At 58.7% G+C, this 21,295-nt stretch carries 20 protein-coding genes and 1 pseudogene; 2 read left to right on the top strand and 19 right to left on the bottom strand.

The window, feature by feature from the left end; translation table 11 throughout:
* Positions 1-30: 30 nt before the first annotated feature.
* From ACW9JC_RS19720 to ACW9JC_RS19675, 10 genes are all read right to left on the bottom strand, one after another.
* On the bottom strand, positions 31-831 hold the full coding sequence (locus ACW9JC_RS19720; protein WP_457456984.1) for an N-acyl homoserine lactonase family protein: 801 nt from the start codon (positions 829-831) through the stop codon (positions 31-33).
* A gap of 14 nt (positions 832-845) precedes the next feature.
* Complete coding sequence (locus ACW9JC_RS19715) at positions 846-1,805, bottom strand: diiron oxygenase (RefSeq protein ID WP_457456982.1); 960 nt, start codon at positions 1,803-1,805, stop codon at positions 846-848.
* Between the two features lie 66 nt (positions 1,806-1,871).
* Positions 1,872-2,630, bottom strand: a complete 759-nt coding sequence (locus tag ACW9JC_RS19710) for a TauD/TfdA family dioxygenase (protein ID WP_416127782.1) — start codon at positions 2,628-2,630, stop codon at positions 1,872-1,874.
* Between the two features lie 21 nt (positions 2,631-2,651).
* Complete coding sequence (locus ACW9JC_RS19705; protein ID WP_457456980.1) at positions 2,652-3,524, bottom strand: branched-chain amino acid aminotransferase; 873 nt, start codon at positions 3,522-3,524, stop codon at positions 2,652-2,654.
* A 31-nt stretch (positions 3,525-3,555) separates the two neighbouring features.
* Positions 3,556-4,908, bottom strand: a complete 1,353-nt coding sequence (locus ACW9JC_RS19700) for a KamA family radical SAM protein (protein WP_457456978.1) — start codon at positions 4,906-4,908, stop codon at positions 3,556-3,558.
* A 21-nt stretch (positions 4,909-4,929) separates the two neighbouring features.
* Positions 4,930-5,574: a glutathione transferase gene (yfcF, locus tag ACW9JC_RS19695; protein WP_457456976.1), complete on the bottom strand. Its 645-nt coding sequence runs from the start codon at positions 5,572-5,574 to the stop codon at positions 4,930-4,932.
* Positions 5,575-5,784: 210 nt separating this feature from the next.
* The gene (locus tag ACW9JC_RS19690; RefSeq protein WP_457456974.1) at positions 5,785-6,270 is read right to left on the bottom strand and encodes a cupin domain-containing protein; all 486 of its coding nucleotides are present in this window, start codon (positions 6,268-6,270) and stop codon (positions 5,785-5,787) included.
* Positions 6,271-6,353: 83 nt separating this feature from the next.
* Positions 6,354-6,848, bottom strand: coding sequence for a RidA family protein (locus ACW9JC_RS19685; RefSeq protein ID WP_338584837.1), 495 nt, complete (start codon positions 6,846-6,848; stop codon positions 6,354-6,356).
* A 61-nt stretch (positions 6,849-6,909) separates the two neighbouring features.
* Positions 6,910-8,190 (bottom strand): ATP-grasp domain-containing protein, encoded by a 1,281-nt coding sequence (locus ACW9JC_RS19680; RefSeq protein ID WP_457456972.1) that lies wholly within the window; start codon positions 8,188-8,190, stop codon positions 6,910-6,912.
* A gap of 42 nt (positions 8,191-8,232) precedes the next feature.
* Positions 8,233-9,333 carry a hypothetical protein gene (locus ACW9JC_RS19675; protein ID WP_457456970.1) on the bottom strand — a complete coding sequence of 367 codons (1,101 nt, stop codon included), beginning with the start codon at positions 9,331-9,333 and terminating at the stop codon, positions 8,233-8,235.
* A 153-nt stretch (positions 9,334-9,486) separates the two neighbouring features.
* Here ACW9JC_RS19675 and ACW9JC_RS19670 point away from each other — a divergent pair, with 153 nt between their 5' ends.
* Positions 9,487-10,905: an aminotransferase-like domain-containing protein gene (locus ACW9JC_RS19670; protein WP_457456968.1), complete on the top strand. Its 1,419-nt coding sequence runs from the start codon at positions 9,487-9,489 to the stop codon at positions 10,903-10,905.
* Positions 10,906-11,161: 256 nt separating this feature from the next.
* On the opposite strand, the gene ACW9JC_RS19665 is transcribed toward ACW9JC_RS19670, so the two are convergent.
* The 9 genes and pseudogenes from ACW9JC_RS19665 to hmpA form a co-directional block, all read right to left on the bottom strand.
* Complete coding sequence (locus ACW9JC_RS19665) at positions 11,162-11,476, bottom strand: helix-turn-helix domain-containing protein (RefSeq protein WP_075946541.1); 315 nt, start codon at positions 11,474-11,476, stop codon at positions 11,162-11,164.
* Positions 11,473-11,817, bottom strand: a pseudogene (locus tag ACW9JC_RS19660) (toxin). The gene ACW9JC_RS19665 and the pseudogene ACW9JC_RS19660 overlap by 4 nt, the downstream one beginning before the upstream one ends.
* Positions 11,818-11,955: 138 nt before the next feature.
* The gene (gene cyoE, locus ACW9JC_RS19655) at positions 11,956-12,843 is read right to left on the bottom strand and encodes a heme o synthase (protein WP_457456965.1); all 888 of its coding nucleotides are present in this window, start codon (positions 12,841-12,843) and stop codon (positions 11,956-11,958) included.
* Positions 12,844-12,853: 10 nt separating this feature from the next.
* A complete protein-coding gene (cyoD, locus tag ACW9JC_RS19650; protein WP_338584829.1) occupies positions 12,854-13,195 on the bottom strand; it encodes a cytochrome o ubiquinol oxidase subunit IV in 342 nt (113 codons plus the stop codon).
* Positions 13,196-13,822 (bottom strand): cytochrome o ubiquinol oxidase subunit III, encoded by a 627-nt coding sequence (locus ACW9JC_RS19645; protein WP_338584828.1) that lies wholly within the window; start codon positions 13,820-13,822, stop codon positions 13,196-13,198.
* Positions 13,823-13,825: 3 nt separating this feature from the next.
* Positions 13,826-15,856: a cytochrome o ubiquinol oxidase subunit I gene (gene cyoB / locus ACW9JC_RS19640; protein WP_150718087.1), complete on the bottom strand. Its 2,031-nt coding sequence runs from the start codon at positions 15,854-15,856 to the stop codon at positions 13,826-13,828.
* Between the two features lie 3 nt (positions 15,857-15,859).
* Positions 15,860-16,795, bottom strand: a complete 936-nt coding sequence (gene cyoA, locus ACW9JC_RS19635) for a ubiquinol oxidase subunit II (protein WP_338584825.1) — start codon at positions 16,793-16,795, stop codon at positions 15,860-15,862.
* A gap of 829 nt (positions 16,796-17,624) precedes the next feature.
* Positions 17,625-18,134 carry a disulfide bond formation protein B gene (locus ACW9JC_RS19630; RefSeq protein WP_457456961.1) on the bottom strand — a complete coding sequence of 170 codons (510 nt, stop codon included), beginning with the start codon at positions 18,132-18,134 and terminating at the stop codon, positions 17,625-17,627.
* Between the two features lie 223 nt (positions 18,135-18,357).
* Positions 18,358-19,539: an NO-inducible flavohemoprotein gene (gene hmpA / locus ACW9JC_RS19625; RefSeq protein ID WP_416127791.1), complete on the bottom strand. Its 1,182-nt coding sequence runs from the start codon at positions 19,537-19,539 to the stop codon at positions 18,358-18,360.
* Positions 19,540-19,696: 157 nt separating this feature from the next.
* Between hmpA and norR the strand changes: the two genes are divergently transcribed.
* Complete coding sequence (gene norR / locus ACW9JC_RS19620; RefSeq protein ID WP_416127792.1) at positions 19,697-21,247, top strand: nitric oxide reductase transcriptional regulator NorR; 1,551 nt, start codon at positions 19,697-19,699, stop codon at positions 21,245-21,247.
* The last annotated feature ends 48 nt before the right edge of the window (positions 21,248-21,295 follow it).

Genomic DNA, 21,295 nt, shown 5'->3' with positions numbered 1-21,295 from the left:
GCCTGCGGCAGCTCCTACAGGGGTTTTGGGTTAAAGGGGATCTCGGTGCAGGCAAATGATATGCGGGTCATCATTCCAGTGCGGGAAACGCTCGGCGATCAACGGATCGTGGCCCGGAATGACATGGTCTTCGCTATCGGCCAAACGGTCGATTTCGCTGAACGCTTCAAGGCTTTGCGCCAGGTCGTCGATGATCGGAAACGGGCTGCGCTCGCGGATGTTGACCCACAAATGCGCCGCATCCGAGGCCAATACAATCCAGCCCCGCTCGGTATTTACCCGCACCACCTGACTGCCCGGCGTGTGGCCGCCCACCGCGTGCAACGTCACGCCGGGCATCACTTCAACCGTGCCGTTGTGCAAACGCATCCTCCCTTCGAACAGCGGTGGCAACGCCGACATCACGTCCTCGACCTCGTAGGTTTTATTCACCGTGCGATGGGCCATTTTCGGCCCGGTGCAGAAACGCAATTCCGCTTCCTGCAAATGCACGGTCGCCTTGGGAAACAACCCGAGATTGCCGGCATGGTCCCAGTGCAAATGCGTGAGGATCAGGTGCTCGACCTGCGCCGGATCAATGTCCAGTTGCAGTAGGGATTCTTCCGGCAGGCGATACATCTGGCGGTTGCGCCGATCCGCCGTGGCCGGTTGAAAACAGGTATCGACCACGATCACCTGTTGCTCATTGCGAATGACCCAGAAGTAATAATCCAGCGGCATTGGCGCATTCGGGTCACCGCAGCAGGCGTCGTAGAGAAAATTCTCCCTGGCGGTGCGCTGGGCATTGGCGCCGACACGGATGGCGAACACTTCGTACACGGGAACGGACATGGACACCTCCGGGTTCAGGCTGCTGCGCTGGCTTTGAGGGTTGGACGAAAATCGAAGTCGATCTGTTCGCTGATGCCCAGGTCGTGCGCCAGTTTGTGCAGGCCACTGTAGTCACGCATGATCGTCGCGTTCTTGTTGCTCTCGCGGGTGTCGGCAATGATCGACGCCGCATCCGCGACCCCGAGTTGCGTCAGAATCGCCTCCCACATCGAATAGTCCTGGGCGATAAAAGCACTCAGCGCTACCGACAAATTGCGTGCGAAAAATTCCCGCTGGGCCGGCTGCATGTTGGCGTACATGACCTTGGCCACCTCGGCCAGCACCTTGCTGTGCGCATACTCGTCGCGATTGTGCAGCTCGGCCACGCGGCGGTTTTGCGGCTGAATGGTCTGGTCATCCGCCAGCAGGTCGAGATAGGCATTGACGCTGATCTCGGCCACCACCGCAAAGGTGATCGCCGCCAGATCGCGCTGCCATTGTTCGGGCAGTTCTTCACGCAACGCCTTCAGGCGCAGGTAAGTGACTGATGGCGGCAAGTCCAGATCCCGATCCAGTGCGCGATCGAGTTTGGTTCGCTCGATGGCCCGCAGGTGCATGAGCGTGTGGTAGTGCTCGTCGATCAGGGTTTGCTGCATGGCCTCGCGAAAATGCCAGTCGTCCTTGCCCAGGTACTGGTTGGCGATAACGCTCAGCGCCGGGTTCACCACATGCTCCTCGGCGGTCACCGTGCGCAGGTTGTAGCCGATCCAGCCCCAGGTCACCACGCTGCTTTTGAGCTCATCGCTCAAGGCCTGGAATTTCGGATGATGAAAAAACGGCACCATGCACTCTGGGTAATCCGGGCGGGTTGGGTCAAACACTTCGTTGACCTGGGCCTTGTCCGGCGAACACACCGTGGCGCGCTTGGTCCAGGCCTGATTGAGCCGCACGATCAGTTGATGATCGACCTGGGCGATCTCGATTGCTGTTTGCATGACGCAATACCTGTAAGACGCGTACCTGCGAGGGGTACGCCAAAAGAATGAAGGGCGACGGAAAAATCAGGCCAGCCAGTAGCGGGTCAGGTTGCGCGCCGGGTCAGTGTATCGGCTGCGGGCGTGAATCATCCGCCAGTTGTCCCAAATCAGCATGCACCCGTCGGGAATCAGCACCGGAACGTTGTGCTCGACGAAATACGCTTCACCCAGCACGGCAAACCTGGCCAGTGGAGACGTGTTGTTGGCGACTTGCGACTGCTGCAAAGCTTCCTCCGACGGATTCACATCGCCGTAGTGAAACTGGTTGTAGCTGAAGCGGAAAATGTCTCCTTCAGCTGTAGGCGTCAGGATGTATTCCCTGACCCGGGTTTGCGCCGGTTCACCCGGTTTGGCGGTGGCGACGAACTCCACGGGCGTGTCATCGAGCCATTCCCGCAGTTCCGGTTCGGTGTGCTCAAGCGACTTCAAAAACGCGTAACCGTCCACCAATCCCGTGTGCCCGCCACCGCACGTGGCCTGTTTATGGCAGTGCAAGGCCAGGTAGCGCGGCGGTGGGCCGTACACCGGCGCTTCGGTGTGCGGGCCGATGCCGTTCATGCTCTGGGAATACGGCAGGGCTTCGTAGCCCGGCTTGCGGGTAATGGCAAACGCTACCTGCCCGTTGAACTGCGGAATGACCGGACCGAACTCGTGCAGTGTGCCTACAACATCGTGGGCAAATTCCCCCGGCGTAAGCACCGTCCAGCCACGACGCGACAATTCTTCATGGCGATGGCCCAGCGAAACATAAGGTTTGGACGCAACAATCCCTTGATCTGACATGGTGAGATTCTCGGCGGTTTATCAGGCGTTGACGGTTGAGGTGTAAGCGGCAATCAAATCGCGGCAGGCATCGCCCGGTTGGTAGTGCTGCTCGTCGATGCTCTGCACCGGGGTGATTTCGGCGGCGGTGCCTGTGAGAAAACACTCGTCGAAGTCGCCAAGCTCCGTGGGCAAAATCATACGTTCGACCACTTGATAGTCGAGCGCTTTGGCCAGCTCGATCACGGTCTGGCGCGTGATGCCATCGAGAAAACAATCCGGCGTCGGCGTGTGCAGCGTCCTGCCTTTGACGAAGAACACATTGGCACTGGTGGCTTCGGCGATGCGGCCGCGCCAGTCGAGCATCAAGGCGTCGTGGTAACCGTTGTTTTCCGCGTCGTGCTTGCTCAGCGTGGCGATCTGGTAATGCCCTGAGGCCTTGGCTTCGAAGGGGCTGCTGCTCGGCGGCGGACGGCGCCACGTCGCCGTCTTCAGGCGAATGCCGTCCATGCGCGCCGCCGGGTCGAAGTAGCTCGGCCACTGCCAACAGGCGATCGCCACATGCACGCGGTTGAAGCGTGCCGAGGTGGAAATCATCTCGCTTCCGCGCCAGGCCACCGGCCGCAAGTAACCGTCGGCAACGTTATTGCGCTGCAGCAATTGGTGACTGGCGGCCTCCAGTTCAGCGGGTTCAAACGGGATGGCAAAATCCATCAATTGCGCCGAGCGATACAGGCGCTCGGTGTGTTCGCGCAGCTTGAAGATCTTGCCGTTGTACACGCGTTCCCCTTCGTACACCGTACTTGCGTAATGCAAGCCGTGGGTCAACACATGCAGGCGCGCCTGGGACCACTCGACGAACTCGCCGTCGAGCCAGATCAATCCCTCGCGCTGATCAAACGGGATACCACTCATGTCCTTATCTCCCCACTAATCAAGATTTGTCCTACGCCGTTTGCAGCAGGACCGGTATTAATTCCGGCGCTGTTGCCAGCAAAAGCTCGGGCTCGGTCTGAAAGAAAAACGCTCGCTCGCCGAAGGCCGGGCGCAACTGATCGAACCAGGTCGCCTGCGGGTCGAAGCGGGCATAAAAGGTGCGCAACACCCATTGCGGATCGCGGGCCTGGAGGAACTGCAGCACGAAGACTTTTTCCCCGGCGACGGTCTCGATGCCGTTGATTAACACCTTGCCGTAGAAGGTGCTCATGGACGGACCACGCACCGTGCGCGCCAACCCGGACACCGTGCGGTAAGCCGCCTGAAAGATTTCGAACGCCCGGGCCAGCGGCATCGCGAAGTAGTGGCTGGGGCCGGTGTCACGCTCGACGAACATGTAATAAGGCACCGCACCGAGCCGCACGCCCTCGGTCCAGAGATCCGCCCAATCGGCGGGCTTTTCGTTGATGTGGCGAATCACCGGTGCTTGCATGCGCAACGTTGCACCCGTGGAGCGAATACGTTCGACAGCCTGGCGGGCGATGTCCTGGCGGATCTCCACCGGGTGGTTGTAGTGCCCCATGATCGAGAGATTTTTCCCCGCCGCGACGATCCGCCGGAACAGTTCGAGCAACTCGGGCGCATCCTTGTCGCTGACAAATCGCTGCGGCCAGTACGCCACGGATTTGGTGCCGATGCGGATGCTCTTGATGTGCGGCAACGCCAGCAGCGGTTCGATATAACCGGCCAGCGAACGGGTGTTCATGATCATCGGATCGCCGCCAGTGATCAGCACGTCGGTGACTTCGGTGTGCACTTGCAGATAACTCACCAGCTCCTGGGACTCACGGGCGTTGAACTTGAGTTCTTCCTCACCGATGAACTGCGCCCAGCGGAAACAGAACGTGCAGTACGCATGACAGGTCTGACCGGCACCGGGGAAAAACAGCACGGTCTCGCGGTACTTGTGCTGAATACCCGCGAGGATTTTTCCGTCGAGGGTCGCGCCGTTGTGCGTCAGTTGTCCGGCCGGATGCGGGTTCATGCGCAGCCAGATCGCCTCGATCCGCCGTTTGATCGCAGCGGCGTCATCCTGGTCGATCAGTTGTTTGAGCGATGCGTATTCATCCGCCAGCAACATGTCCTTGTGGGGAAAGGTCATGCGGAAAATCGGATCGTCCGGGATGTTGTTCCAGTCGATCAGCGTCCCCAGTACGTATTCGTTGGTGCGAAACGGCATGACCCGGGCCACGACGGTCATGGCTTCCTGCAATGCCGGGGTCAACTTGTCCCAGTACGGTGTGTCGCGAATGGTGCGTGCGTTATAGGGTTTGTAGCGTTCGTGCTCCGACAGTCCTTGCATGGCCGCGCTCCTGATGGTCGTTTACGCGATGGCCGGCGCTTTGCGCTCTATGTCCATCCATGCCCGAACGCTGTCGCGATCCCATTGACGGCGGACGTACGCCGCGAGTCGCGCAGGCACCGCGTCACCATTGGCAACGAGTCGGTTGAGCATGATTGCCAGGTCGGTGTCGGCGATGCTCCAGTCACCGAACAGGTGCTTGGCGCCATCTTCCAGCAAGCGGTCGGCCACGAAGATCAGTCGATCGACAGCGGCCCGGGCGTCGTCGGACAGCGGCGTGTCCTTCTTGCCGAAGTACACCAGGTCAAACGGGCGCTCCTTGCGCACCACCAGCAGATCGCTGCGCAACCAGGCCTGAAGTTGACGAGCGCGAGCGCGCTGTTTGATGTCTTGCGGGTAAATTCTTTTCGAGCCTGGAGCGAGTTCTTCCAGGTATTCGGCAATGGCTGAAGATTCCGACAGCGCAAAACCTTCGTGAACTAATACCGGTATTTTGCAGGTCAATGAAAGATCGCGATAATTCGCCTGATAGTTTTCGCGGCCTTTCAGATCCACTGTTACAAGCTCAAACGAAAGTTGCTTCTCCTTGAGCGCCACAAAAGCCGACATCGCAAAAGCACTGACATAATCTGCGCCGAGATACAGTTTCAACTTCGCACTTTCCATAGAACGCTCCCTTGCACTAAGCACATTAATCCGTTGCATTTGAAGCGATCGTATTAAGTTGATTACCCTCTGAACAGATACAGAAATTATCTGTTTCTATCGATACAGAAATCCGAACCTGCCAATCATCAGGAAGTTTTTTTGGGGCACGACAGAAACGAAAAAGGGAGTCAGCGAACGCGGACTCCCTGGTGTGCAGCAGAGGGGAAATTACCGTTGACGGGGGATCAAGCCAACGTTGTCGACATGGTTGGACAGCAGTGCCATCTGCGGCATGTTGCTGAGGTTGAGCATCGCCAGCGGCTCGGTTGCGCTGGTGTTGGCGAAGCCGTGCCGGGTCCAGGCTGGCACCAGCAAGACGTCGCCGGGGCTGACGCTCACCTCATCGGCATCGCCCAGTGTCAACGCGCCGCTGCCCGATTGGATGATGAACAGATGCCACCAGGCATGGGCATGGCCGGTGAGTGTTGAACCCGGCACTAGCCACTGCATGGACACCGCCATTCCGGGCGTCAATTGGCAACCTTCGAGGTTGTTATCGTGGGCCAGCGCAACAATATCGATGTCGCTGGCCTCAAGGGTCTGACGCATATCGGTAAGTTCAGCAGCCTTCCACACCCGTGGTTTGATTGGCTGCCGATCTAAACTCTGGCGAAAGTCTTTATATGAAAAAAACGCACCCTGAACGTTATTCATCTGCTGATTCCAACTTGTTCTGCCGACTTGAGTTACCAGACCTTAGGCGAACCCTTCAACAGTGTAAAGTCGAACAACGCTACTTATAACGCTGAAGGGCGCAGCGCCACGATCATATCAACTTCGATCGCCGCATTTTTTGGCAACTGGTAAACACCCACGGTAGTCCGTGTATGTTTTCCGGCATCGCCCAGCACGTGACTGAACACATCCGACGCACCGTTGGCGACTTCGCTGAGGTCGACAAAATCCTCGGTGCATCTCACATACACCGTCACCCGGATCAGCGACTTGATCTTGTCCAGCGAACCGATGGCATCAACGATCAGCGCCAACCCGCGCATCGCACTGATGCTGGCGGCCGCTTGCGCATCCGCCATGTTGAGGTCGCGCCCCACCCGGCCCGGATAGTGGATCTTGCCGTCCATGCGCGGCACCAGACCGCTGATATACAGTTCATCGTGGTGACGAATCAGCGGCGCGTAATGCCCGCCAGCAGTGTTCTCGCCGTAGATGTCATAACCGAACTCCTGTGCCAGCGCGATGAAGCGTTCATCACAGGTCATGTGCGAAATCATTTACCAACCCCTCTTGATCAATACTGCAAAAAACATCGATCGCTACTGCTAAAACCACGGTTCAACCCACGGCCCTTACGGACGGAGCCAGGCTGGTGATGCCGACGCGCGATTCGACCGCTTCGGCCAGCCGCAACAGGTCGTGGCTGAGCCGCTCGTAGTCCTCGTTGAACAACACGATGTGGCCGATGAACGAGAAATTGTCTTTCACCAAGGCAGTGACCGAATCACCGATACGCTTGCTCAGCACCGCCTCCACCAGTTCGATGCCCAGCGACCGGGCCAGGGCCTGGATGTCCGGCACATCGCGCAAGAGGCCACCGGCGCTAGCCCGCAGCAGGCGAATGCCGCAGTAGCCGCGAGGCACCGGGTCATGGCTATCGACCTGGCCTTCCACGGCCCAACGGACCCAACGCTCCCACGGGTTGAAATCGACGAACGCCTGACGCGCCAGGTCCCAGATATGCATGCCACCGGGGCGCATGTTGGTTTCCACGGCCGAGGTGCGATGATTGGCCCTGTGGAAAACTTCGTTGTGCCAGGCACCGTTGTCCTGCGCGACCAGACCCGCCATGTGCCGGCCGGCCGCCATCAATCGAGCCTGTGCGTCTGCCGCCAACGGCGCGGGCACCACTTGCTGGATCTCGGCGCGGTAAGCACCTTCGGTGGTAGTTTTTTCAGTGATCCAGGTGCTTCCGGCAACATAATCCCAGCTGTATTCCCGGGCGTTCTGGATCAACTCTTCGAGCACGATGCCGCCCTCGCGATAGGGCTTGAGGGCTTGCCACGCCTCGTCGCATTCGGTCGGGTGACGGATGACGCGGCAGCCACGGCTGGCGCCTTCACAGGCAGGCTTGATGAACGCCTTGCCGCCGAGCTCGATGACTCGTTGGCGCAGTTCCGGCAGGCTTTCGATCCGTACGGAAAGCACCGGGCGATAATCATCGGGTGATGTGCTGGCCGCCGCTTCGAGCTGGCGGAAAATCTGCTTGTCCAAACCCGCCCGCGCCTCGGCCGGCGTAATGCCGGGCAAGCCGAAATGGCTGGCCAGCGCCGCACCGAGCAACACGCCGCGATCAGAAAACGGCAGCACGCCGATCAGCTTCCAGCGGTCGGCATTCAGGCAACCGACCACCAGTTCCAGCGAAGCCGCGACGTCTTTCTCCGCCAACGATGTGCTGCAAACGTGATCGGCAACCTGTTCGTCAAAAGGCTGGATCTGCTCGACCAGCAGGATCAACCGGGCGTTGTAGAGCGACTTGCACAGTTCACGCAACTTCGGGATATCGTGGACCCGACTGCCGTTGTACCCCACCACTACTACGCATGAAGTCGTATTCATAATGTCCCCGACTTGCAAAGTGAAAACCGAAACGGCGATAAGTCAGTCATGCAACGACGCAATGGATTTGCGGTTGAGCCAGTACCAGACCAGGATCCCCGCAGCGCCGATGGCGGCCAGCAACAACGCGTTGTAGGGAGGTGGCATGACCCGCATGATCAACACGGTCAACCCGGCACCGACGCCCAAGGACACTTCCTTGACGAACATGTTGTTCTGCTTGACCGAGAAGTAATCGAGGTGGCTGAACGCGCACTCGGCGATGGACAGGAGCGCCACCCAGATCAGCGCGCCGACCAGGGTTTCGACGTGGAAAGCGGCCGGCGAAGACAGCACGGCAAAACCGCCGACGATGATCCCGATCACCGTCAGGACCTTGAAGCGCCCGGTGCTCTCGATCAGTTTCATGACCGGCACTTGCGCGAACACCACCACGGCGCTGTTGAGGATCAGCATCAGACCGTACCAGACGGGCAATTCGCCGGTCTCCAGCAGGATCGCTTGCGGCAGGATCGAGAACACACCAAACAGCTTGATGCCCATGATGATCCCGGCGATCACCCACGGCAGTTTGTTGCGCCAGCCGCTGCCTTCCTGGCTGACCGGGCGGGCCACGGCGGCTTCGGTGGTGAAGGTTGCGCCCATGGCGATGGGCAGGCACAACAGGACGAAACTGGCGGCACCGAGGAAAAACATGCTCGGCGTCAGCAACGGCGACAGCAGGATCAAACCGGCCACCAGACTGCCCATGTTCATCGCCACACGGTTATAGGCCGCGCCTTCCTTGGTCTGCGCCGCTTCGCTCTTGATCAGGTAACCGGCAATCGCAATGCCGTAGGCAAACAACGCCGCGGCAAACATGACAACGCCCTGGTTGCTGGTGACGGCCAGCAGCACCAGACCGGCGGCAGCGCACAGCAACGTGACGCTGAGGGAACGGCGACCGAGGACCAGCAACGTCAACGGCAACAGCAGCAACAATGCCCGATAACCCAGGGCCAGAATGCTGTTGGTGGCGGTGTCGAGCCAGACGTTGGCCTTGCCCAGCACCGCGAACAGCGCCACGGCCGTGATGATCCGAATGGTGAACAACCGCAGGTTGATCACCGGTTTCGCCACGACGGCGGTTGTTTCTAAACTCATTGCAACACCTCATACACCTTGGCGACTGAACGACCGACAAAACGGTCGACAATCCGAAAACACTCCAAAGCGATAGTAGAAAGAGATGCTTGTCTTGATCAGAGCAAGTTCGTATAGAATCCAACGAACTTTACTGCCGGAGAGACCAGTAAAATGCAGGTTCAGCGCGCAGTGATCGCCGCCATCGAGTTCCAGCCGGGTGTACCGCTGGTGCAGCAGATCGTCGATCAATTGACCGTAGCAATCAGTCAGGGCGGCCTGCCCCACGGCTCCAGGCTGCCGCCGATTCGCGAACTCTCCGACTTGATGAACGTGGGCAAATCCACTGTGGTCGATGCCCTCGACCGCTTGCGGGCCAAGGGCCTGGTGGTGTCACGCCAGGGTTCGGGGCATTACGTGCACCGCTCCAGCGCCACGATCCAGCCCGATGCCGGCCCGGACCTGCTCCCGCAAGACACCCTCAGCGTGGTGCGCCGCGCAGTGCTGCTGGACAATGGCGCGCTGCGTCCGGGGGCCGGTTTCCTGCCTTCCTCCTGGTTGCCGGCCGAAGAATTGCTCAAAGCCGTGCGCGGAACGCTTCGCGCGACCACCCTGCGCATGGGCGAGTACGGCAACGCCAGCGGTTACCTGCCATTGCGCCAGGCCTTGCGGGTCAAGATGTCGACTTTGGGCATCGAAGCGCCGGTGGAACAGATCATCACCACCGCCAACACTGTTCAAGCCATAGACATGCTGATGCGCCTACTGGTCAAACCCGGCGACACGGTGCTGCTCGACGACCCTTGCTACTTCACGATGCACACCAATCTGGCGTGGCACGGGGTCAAGGTCATCACCATCCGCCGCGAATGTGACGGCATGGACCTGGATGCGTTCGAGCAATTGCTGATCGCCCATCGTCCCGTGCTCTACATGACCAACAATGCCCTGCACAACCCGACCGGGCACTCGTTCACCTCGGCGCAGGTGTACCGTTTGGTGGAGTTGAGCCATCGCTACAACTTCCACATCCTCGAAGACGACTTGTACTGCGACATGCAGCAACGCCGAACGCCACGCCTGGCCGCGAGCGGACTGGACAATGTCTCTTACGTCTCCGGGTTCTCCAAGACCCTGACCGCCAACAGCCGCGTCAGCTTCGCGGTGCTGTCACCGCAACTGGCGGCGCGGATGGTGACCCTGAAAATGGCCTGCGGCGGCATGACCTCGGAAATGGCCGAGCAGATCATCTGCACCATGCTCAGCGACGGCAGCTACACCAAACACATGCGGCGCACGGTGGATCGCCTCTACGAGTCGAACAGCCGGGTGGCGTCGTGGCTGGGCGAAGCCGGGTGTTCGGTGTCGTCGCTGCCGGGGGAAGGGTTGTACATCTGGACGCGATTGCCAGAGGGATACAAAGCCGAATGCCTGGCCAGAAAGGGACTGGAAATCGAACTGGTGCTGGCGCCGGGAACCATGCTCAGCAAAGCGCCGGATGCCAATCAGTTTCTGCGGTTCAACGTGGCGCACAGTGATCATGTGCAGGTGCGCGAGCGGTTTTTCCGGTTGCTGGACAAGCCGCACAAATAACCGACCACCGCCTATCCCTTGTAGGAGTGAGCCTGCTCGCGATGGGGCCTTCACATCCAGCATCAATGTCGCCTGACACACCACAATCGTCGGAACGCAGCCCGGAGCCGGCTCGCTCCCACAGCGGGATTGCGGTGTCCATAAATCATCGACGACGTGGTGAAGGTGCTCGATGCTCCGTGTAACAAGCCCACGTAAATGAAAAAGCCTCGCGATTCTTTCGAATGCGGGGCCTCTCACGTGTTCGCTGACTCAATCAAACCACTGCCAGTCGATCCACCATATCCGGGAATTTCTCCACCAGCCTGATCAACAAGGCAGCCTGAGCGTTGGGTTTCGACTTTTCCTGCTCCCAGTTTCTCAAGGTGCTGGGGCTGGTTCGAATACGTTTGGCAAAAACCGCTTGAGACATGTGCAACTTTTCCCGTAGCGCAACGATTTCTTGCGCCCCCACTTCAGGAGCCGGAATGTCCTCGATGGACGTATTGCGCAGCGTAATTTTGCCTTCGCGTTGAGCCGCCATCTCATCAACGCCCTGCATCAATTCTGCAAACAGGTCGCGTTTTTTCATCGGGTACCTCGTTTTTTTAGCTCTGTTTCTATCGCTTTCTTGAGCGCCTTTTCTTGGTCGGCGGTCAAATTCTCAAGCTCATCTTTGTCATAAATTGCAAACATCCAGAACTGACCATCATTCGTAAGTCAATAATAGATAACTCGCAAGCCACCTCGTCTGCCTTTACCTCGGCGTCCATCCGCCCATCGAAGCTTTCGAAAGCCACCGGTTCGAGGCATGACATCCCCCGCTTGCGGGTTCAACTGCATGTGCGATTGCAGCGCACGATACTCATCGTCCGTCAGATAATTTCCAACGGCGGCAGTGAAGGTAGTGGTTTCAAAGAATACGGTTCGCATGGGCCAACTATAGGCAAATTGCTTATAGTCACGCAATCTACAAATCAATTTCCTGACGAACCACTCTTGCGATTAGCCCCCAACAAAAAGCCCCGCTCTTCTCTCGAAGGCGGGGCTTTTCGTTACAGCGTCTAAACCTTAAGGCGCGTACGTCAGCAGCAACTCGGCCGGCACTTTGAAGTCCAGGGACATCATCACGCTCAACGCGGTAATGGTGAAGATCGAGAACACGAACAGCTTGCGTGCCCAGACCGTGTCATCCACTGCCTTGTAGCCGGTCCAGGCCATGTACAACCAGTACATGCCCATGGCCGCGGCGACAGCGAGGTAGCTCATGCCGGCGTAGCCGCTGAAGGTCAGCATCAAGGTCGCCAAGAGGAAGGCCAGGATGTAGATCAGGATGTGCTTCTTGGCCACTTGAATCCCGCGCTTCACTGGCAGCACCGGAATCGATGCGGCCAGGTAATCGTTGAAGCGGAAGATCGCGATGGCGTAGGAATGCGGCATCTGCCACAGGCTGAACATCACCAGCAGGGTCAGTGCAGCCATGTCGAAGGTGTTGCTGACTGCGACATAACCAATCACTGGCGGCATGGCGCCCGACAGACTGCCCACCAGCGTGCCGTGAACCGACTTGCGCTTGAGGTACAGGCTGTAGAAGCCGACGTAGATCACGAAGCCGATTACCGCGAACAAAGCGGCCAACGGGTTGGCCACCTTGTACAACAACGCAACGCCGAGAACACCCAGGACGGTCGCATAGATCAGGGCCAGTTTCAGGGAGATCAAGCCCTGTACCAGCACCCGGTTCTTGGTGCGTTCCATCTTGATGTCGATGTCGCGGTCGATGCAGTTGTTGAACACGCAACCGGAGGCGACGACCAGGGACGTGCCGATCATGGCGGCCAGAAACACGGCCAGATCGACATGCCCTTTCGAGGCCAGGAAGAACCCGCCTGCCACAGAAAGCACGTTACCGAAAATGATCCCCGGTTTGGTGATTTGGATAAAGTGCTTGAGCGACATCGGGTCTACCTCACTTCGCCATCATGTACGTGTGGATGCTGAACATGATCCACAGCGACAGGCCAACCAGCAGGACGATTACGATCGCGGCGAAGACAAACGCAATCACGTTGTTACGCTGCGCGGCCGAACGGTCCAGGTGCAGGAAGTACACCAGGTGCACCAGCACCTGGACGATCGCGAACACGAGGACGATCAACAGGGTGATCGACTTCGGCAGCGACGGGTACATCACCAGACCGAATGGAATGACGGTCAGGATCACCGACAGGATGAAACCGATGGCGTACGACTTGTAGCTGCCGTGACCGGCGTCATCGTGGCCGTGGTGGGAATGAGCTGGGTTAGCCATTTACATAGTCCCCATCAGGTAAACAACGGTGAATACGCAGATCCAGACAACGTCGAGGAAGTGCCAGAACAGGCTCAGGCAGCTCAGACGGGTCTTGTTGGTCGACGTCAGGCCATGCTTGTTGACCTGATACATCATGATCGCCATCCAGATCAGACCGCTGGTCACGTGCAGACCGTGGGTACCGACCAGGGTGAAGAAGCCGGACAGGAAGCCGGAACGGCTAGGGCCGTAGCCCTCGGAGATCAGAACGTGGAATTCGTTGATCTCCATGCCGATGAAGCCGGCGCCGAACAGGAAGGTCATGGCCAACCAGCCCAGGACCTGCTTCTTGTTGCCACGGTAGAACGCCAGCATGGCGAAGCCGTAGGTGATCGAACTGAACAACAGCAGAGCGGTTTCGCCCAGCACGTATGGCAGTTCGAAGATGTCGTGGCCCGACGGGCCACCGGCTACGTTGTTAACCAGTACCGCGTACACCGCGAAGATCGACGCAAACAAAATGCAGTCGGTCATCAGGTAGAGCCAGAAACCGTATACGGTCATCTCGCCCGAGTCGTGGTGATGGTCATCATGCCCATGTCCATCGACATGGGTGTGTCCAGCATTGGTCACTAAGTTCGACATGGTTTAAGCCTGTTCCAACGAGGTTTCAACACGGGTGGCGGTGGCCGGGATTTTCCCTGCCGCTACCAGACGCTTGTGCTGCTCGGCTTCGATGCGCTCGATCGTTTCAACCGGGACCATATAGCCCTGGTCGTCACGTGCAGCGTGGATCGCGAAGTAGACGACAGTGCCTACCAGGCTCGCGATTGCCAGCCACCAGATGTGCCAGATCATCGCGAAACCGAACACGGTCAGCAGAGCACCCATGACCACACCGGTAGCGGTGTTGTTTGGCATGTGGATCGGCTCGTACTTGGCCGGAGCCTTGTACGCAGTGCCGTTTTCCTTGGCTTCGGTGAACGGATCGACGCAGTCAGCTTTCGGCAGCACGGCGAAGTTGTAGAACGGAGGTGGCGACGAGGTCGACCATTCCAGAGTGTGAGCATTCCACGGGTCACCGTGTTCGCACATGTTCTCTGGCTTGTTGCGGTCACGCACACTGACGTACAGCTGGATCAGTTGGCAGGCGATACCGACAGCGATCATCACCGCACCGAACATGGCGACGTACAGGTACGGCACCCACTCAGGGTTGGTGGTGGCGTTCAGACGACGGGTCATGCCCATGAAGCCCAGTGCATAGAGCGGCATGAACGCGACGAAGAAGCCCGAGATCCAGAACCAGAACGCTGCTTTACCCCAACCTTCGTGCAGCTTGAAGCCGAACGCTTTCGGGAAGTAGAACGCGAAACCAGCGATGTAACCGAACACCGCACCGCCGATGATCACGTTGTGGAAGTGTGCGATCACGAACAGGCTGTTGTGCAGAACGAAGTCAGCACCCGGGATGGCCAGCAGTACGCCGGTCATGCCGCCGATGGCGAAGGTCACCATGAAGCCCAGGGTCCACAGCACCTGGCTGGTGAAACGCAGACGACCTTGGTAAATGGTGAACAGCCAGTTGAATAGCTTCACACCCGTCGGGATCGAAATCAGCATCGTCGCCAGACCGAAGAAGGCGTTGACGCTGGCACCCGAACCCATGGTGAAGAAGTGGTGCAGCCAAACCATGAAGCCCAGTACCGAGATCGCGCCCGAAGCGTAGATCATCGACTTGTGGCCGAACAGTTTCTTGCCGGTGAAGGCCGAGATCACTTCCGAGAAAATGCCGAATGCCGGCAGGATCAGGATGTATACCTCAGGGTGGCCCCACGCCCAGAACAGGTTGACGTACATCATTGGATTGCCACCAAGTTCATTGGTGAAAATGTGGAAATCCATATAACGGTCAAGCGTCAGCAGTGCCAGGGTAGCGGTCAGGATCGGGAACGAAGCCACGATCAGGACGTTGGCCCAGGTGCAGGTCCAGGTGAAGATCGGCATGTCCATCAGTTTCATGCCAGGGGTACGCATTTTCAGCACGGTAGCGAGGAAGTTAACCCCCGTTAGCGTCGTACCTAGCCCGGATAGCTGTAGCGCCCAGATGTAGTAATCCATCCCCACGCCAGGGCTGTATTGCAGGCCCGACAGCGGCGGATAGGCAACCCAACCGGTCTTGGCGAATTCGCCGACGCCCAGGGACAGGTTGATCAGCACAACACCGGAAACCAGCAGCCAGAAGCTCAAGGAGTTCAGGAACGGGAAGGCAACGTCACGCGCGCCGATCTGCAGCGGCACTGCAAGGTTCATCAGGCCGGTGAAGAATGGCATCGCCATGAAGATGATCATGATCACACCGTGAGCGGTGAAGATCTGGTCATAGTGTTCAGGTGGCAGGTAGCCAGGCGAACCCTCGGTGGCCATGGCCAGCTGGGTACGCATCATGATGGCGTCGGCAAAACCGCGCAGCAGCATGACCATGGCGACGATGATGTACATCACGCCGATTTTCTTGTGGTCGACCGAAGTCAGCCACTCGGTCCACAGGTAGGTCCACTTCTTGAAGTAAGTGATACCGGCGAACAGTGCCAGACCGCCGAGCGCGATCATGGCGATGGTCACCATTACGATCGGTTCGTGGAACGGGACCGCTTCCCAACTTAATTTACCAAACATCGTTTACTCCTCTGCCCCGGCAGCTGAATGCGAGTTCATGTCCGTAGCGGCCACTTCTTTCTCTTTCTTCTCGTGCTTGACCTTCGGGCCCGGTTTCATGCCTTCGTACTTGTCGACGATGGTCTGGAACAGGTTCGGCGTCACCGAGGAGTAGAGCTCGACTGGGTTGTTCTGGCTCTGCTTGGAAAGGGCTGCGTATTCAGCTTGTTCAAGCTGTTTAGGTGCCTTTTTGACTTCACTTACCCAGGCGTCGAAATCTTCCTGGGAAGTTGAGATCGCTTTGAATTTCATACCGGTAAAACCAGCGCCGCTGTAGTTGGCGGAGATGCCTTCCATTTCAGCGTTGCGGTCGGCGATCAAATGCAGCTTGGTCTGCATGCCCGCCATCGCGTAGATCTGGCCGCCCAGGCCCGGGATGAAGAACGAGTTCATCACGGCGTCGGAGGTGATCTTGAAGTTGATTGGTGTGTTCGCCGGGAACACGATCTTGTTGACCGTGGCAATGCCTTGTTCCGGGTAGATGAACAGCCACTTCCAGTCCAGCGCGACCACTTCGATGGTCACCGGCTTCACGTCGGATTCGATCGGACGGTACGGGTCCAGTTCGTGGGTCGAAATGTAGGTGATGTAACCCAGGGCAATGATGATCAACACCGGAACAGTCCACACCGCGATCTCGATCTTGGTGGAGTGGTTCCATTTAGGCGTGTAGGTCGCCTTGGTGTTGGACGCGCGGTATTTCCAGGCGAACAGGAAGGTCATGACGATGACCGGAACCACGACCAACAGCATCAGCAGCGTTGCGGTGATGATCAGGTTGCGCTGTTCCAGGCCAATCTGGCCGGTGGGATTGAGCAAGGTCATGTTGCAGCCTCCCAGCAACAACGTGCCGAGCAGCGGCACTAAGCCTAGTAGTCTGGGGTACCTGTTTTTACTCATCTCACGACCTCTAAAGCAGCTTGCGCAATGCAGTTGGGTTTTGATCGCCAACACTTCACCCTGCCAAGGGTTGGCATTTCTTTGGATTGAATAAGGGCTGCCCGTCGAGCGTCAGACGCGTTTCGACAAATCCTGGGCCAGCGGTGAGTTCTTATTCGAATTCGTGGTCAAAGGCCTTGTTACAGACCAATTCCATTTGGTGCGGATAGTTGGAGGCACCGACACCTGGGAGTCGCATGAAGCCGCCCGGCCTCTCGACACCCTGATTCTGTTCAAACACCTCGAGAGGGTGAACAGCGCCGGGGAATTCAGTGGGGGGCGATTGTAGTTATGTAGCGTTTTTTAAACCATGTCTCATCCCGAAATAATTTATATCCCGAGCCGCAACAATGCTTCGCCGAACTCGTAAAAGTGGCGCATGTTATCGAAATTAATTCTCAACAAAAACACCAAAAATAGTAGGTCTACCACCCGCGATTCAGACAGCATTGTGGGTCCGGCAGGTGTTCTCGACGCCGCCCAAGCCCCCATGTGACAAGGGCTCTGGCAAATTGCCAGAGCCTGTTAAAACTGCCTGCTGCAGCCGGTTGGCGGCTGTTCTCGGCGGTGGGCAAAACGCACCAATTTCATTGCATGATCGCGCACCAATCCGCGACCCTGGCGGCCGCTGCGACACTCAAGATGTGACAACATGTCGCACACGTGTCGCACCTGTGTTTCCACCTGCTACGGTGTTTTCCATCGCCCTCTGATATGCAAAAAAACGCCCTGGCCTTCTCAGCGAAGACCGGGGCGTTTTTTGTCCGACAATACGCTGTAGCAGATGCTCTCAGCGCAACGACTTGCGGTTACGCAGGGTAAGCAGCGGCACCAGTATCACCACCAGCACGAAGGCGACCAAGGCCCACTGCGCCAGCGACAAACCGAGGATCGGCGGGTACGGCGTGGAGCAGAAACCGTCGACCTGGAAGCCCAGCGGGAAGATCTTCGCCAGTGGCAAGCCATCGACAATCGGCTGCAATACGTCGATGCCGCAACTGACGGCTGGATAGAACTGTGTGTAGACGTGATGCCCGGCCACGGCGACGCCTGCCAGGGCGCAGATCACCACCAGGGTTTCAAACACGGTGATGCTGCGACGGTTGCGCATGGCCGCGCCGATAAAGGCGAAGATCGAAATCAATAACAGGGCATAACGTTGCAGGATGCACAGCGGGCACGGCGCCTCGCCCAGTACGATTTGCATGTACAGCGCGCCGCCGATCAGCGCCAGGCAGATGATGCCCAGCAACACCAGATAGCGCCGTTCACGGCCCAACCGCATTGTTTCCTCGCTCATCGCGTTTCCCTTGAAGATATCGATTGCCCGCCAGTCTACACGCTGGGCGCGCGCTGGGGGATGTCGGGGGAATAGACGACAGACGGGTTAAGAAGGGATTAACTGATCGTTCCCACGCTCTGCGTGGGAATGCAGCAAGGGACGCTCTGCGTCCCAAAAGCGGACGCGGAGCGTCCGTGGAGGCGTTCCCACGCAGAGCGTGGGAACGATCATGAGTACGGGGTTACTCCAACGCCGCAGCCGGCCCGAAGAACTCGTAACGGCTTTGCTTCTCCGGCACACCCAAGGCCTTGAGGTGACGCTTGATGGCCGCCATGAAACCTTTAGGCCCCAGGAAGTAAGCATCCAGGTCACGCTCTTGCGGCAGCCATTCGCCCAGTTGCTCCTGGCTCAACAGCCCGACCTTGTGCGCCGCCGGGCTCACGCCGTCATCTTCGGCGTAGCAGTAGAAGCGCTTGAGTTGCGGATGACGCTCGGCCAGCCCGTCGATCCAGTCGCGGAAGGCGTGGACGCTGCCGTTGCGCGCGCAGTGGATAAAGTGCACCGGACGCTCGGTCTGCAACGCCGCTTCGAGCATCGCCAGGGTCGGGGTGATGCCGACGCCGCCGCTGATCAGCACCAACGGTTTGTCGCTGGCGGTAAGGGTGAACTCGCCCGATGGCGGGAACAGCTGGATGGTCGAACCTACGTGCAATTGATCGTGCAGGAAATTGGAAGCGCGACCACCGGCCTCACGCTTGACGCTGATGCGGTACTGACCTTTGTTGGCTAGGGCCGACAGTGAGTAGTTACGACGGATTTCTTCGCCATCGAGGATCAGTTTCATGCCGATGTACTGGCCCGGCTCTGCCGCCAGAATCAAGCCTTTGTCCACCGGTTCGAAGTAGAACGAAGTGATTTCCGCGCTTTCTTCGATCTTGGCCGCGATGATGAATTCACGCGCCCCGCGCCAGCCGCCCGGAGCCTGTTCTTTCTGGTCGTAGATGCTGGTTTCGGCACCGATCAGGATGTCCGCCAGTTGACCGTAAGCCGCACCCCACGCTGCAATCACTTCCGGGGTGGCGATTTCTTCGCCCAACACTTCGGCAATGGCGCGCAGCAGGCAGGTGCCTACAATCGGGTAGTGCTCCGGCAGAATCTGCAGGGCCACATGTTTGTTGATGATCTTCGCCACCAGGTCGCCCAACTGGTCGAGCTGGTCAATGTGGCGCGCATACATCAGCACGCCGTTGGCCAAGGCACGCGGTTGGTCACCACTGGATTGGTGAGCCTGGTTGAACAGCGGGCGGACTTCCGGATACTCGGAGAGCATCATGCGGTAGAAGTGGGTGATCAGGGCTTCGCCACCGCTTTCCAACAATGGCACAGTGGATTTGACGATGGCACGGTCTTGGACGCTAAGCATAAAATGTCTCCTGGGCAGCAGGGCTTTTCTTGACTGTTGCCTTATGCATTTCAGTTTCCATGCCAACTATTAAATCGTTATAAATCAACAAGTTAAAAACTTGATAGTCATAACGACACAGCCTGACTTATAGTCACACCGACTACATGGAGTCACTATGACTGCAAAATCCTTGCTTACCGCCCTGCTGCCACTGGTCTCCGACCTGTCCCGCGAACTCCCCGAAGGCGAGCGTTATCGACGCCTGCTGGAAGCCATGCGCGCCCTGCTGCCCTGCGATGCCGCCGCCCTGCTGCGTCTCGATGGCGAATGGCTGGTGCCGCTGGCCGTCGACGGGTTGAGTACCGACACCCTCGGCCGACGCTTCAAGGTCAGCGAACATCCGCGCTTCGAAGCGCTGCTCAGCAGCCCCGGCCCGACCCGTTTCGCCGCCGACAGCGACATGCCCGATCCTTATGACGGCCTGGTCGATGGTCTCGATGATCACTTGGAAGTCCACGATTGCATGGGTTGCCCGCTGCTCATCGACGAGCGCCCATGGGGCTTGCTGACCCTCGACGCCCTCGACCCGGAGCAGTTTGAACCGATCGAACTGGATGCGCTTGAGGCCTTCGCCAGTCTCGCCGCCGCCACGGTCAACGCCGTCGAGCGCATCGAACGCCTGAACAACCGCGTCGAAGACGAGCACCAGCGCGCCGAGGTCTATCGTCAGGCCAGCGGCCAGCAGAATCGCGAAATGATCGGCCAGAGCAAAGCGCTCAAACGCCTGGTGGAAGAAATCAGTCTGGTGGGCGGCAGCGACCTGACCGTGCTGATCACCGGGGAAACCGGGGTCGGCAAGGAACTGGTGGCCCAAGCCATTCACGCCGCCTCGCCGCGCGCCGACAAGCCGATCATCAGCCTCAACTGTGCCGCGTTGCCCGACACGCTGGTGGAAAGCGAATTGTTCGGCCACGTACGCGGCGCCTTCACCGGGGCGATGAATGACCGCCGTGGCAAATTCGAACTGGCCAATGGCGGCACGCTGTTTCTCGATGAAGTGGGCGAATTGTCGCTGACGGTGCAGGCCAAACTGCTGCGTGTGCTGCAAAGCGGTCAGTTGCAGCGCCTGGGTTCGGACAAGGAGCATCAGGTCGATGTGCGGCTGATCGCGGCGACCAACCGCGACCTGGCCGAAGAAGTGCGCAGCGGCCGCTACCGCGCCGACTTCTATCATCGCCTTAGCGTTTATCCTTTATTAGTGCCGGCCCTGCGTGATCGTGGCCGTGACGTGCTGCTGCTCAGCGGTTATTTCCTGGAGCAGAACCGCTCGCGCATGGGCCTCAACAGCCTGCGCCTGGGCAGCGATGCCCAAGCCGCGTTGCTCGCCTATGACTGGCCGGGCAACGTGCGGGAACTGGAACACCTGATCGGCCGCAGCGCATTGAAGGCCTTGGGTAACTGCAAGGAACGGCCGAAGATTCTCAGCTTGAGCGCTGCCGACCTGGACCTGCCTAACGGCAGCATTGAAGTCAGCGCCGAGCAGCCGGCCACGGCTGCCATGGCGCTAGTGACCGGCGACTTGCGTGAGGCCACCGAGAACTATCAGCGCCAGTTGATCGGCGCATGCCTGGAACGGCACAACAACAACTGGGCCAGTGCGGCGCGGGAGTTGGGGCTGGATCGGGCGAACCTTGGGCGGATGGCCAAAAGGTTGGGCATGAAATAAGTAAAGATCGCAGCCTGCGGCAGCTCCTACAGGGGAATGCGATCCAAG

The organism is Pseudomonas sp. SDO5591_S426 (genome assembly GCF_054070755.1).
This window is presented reverse-complemented; position numbering and strand designations above follow the sequence as displayed.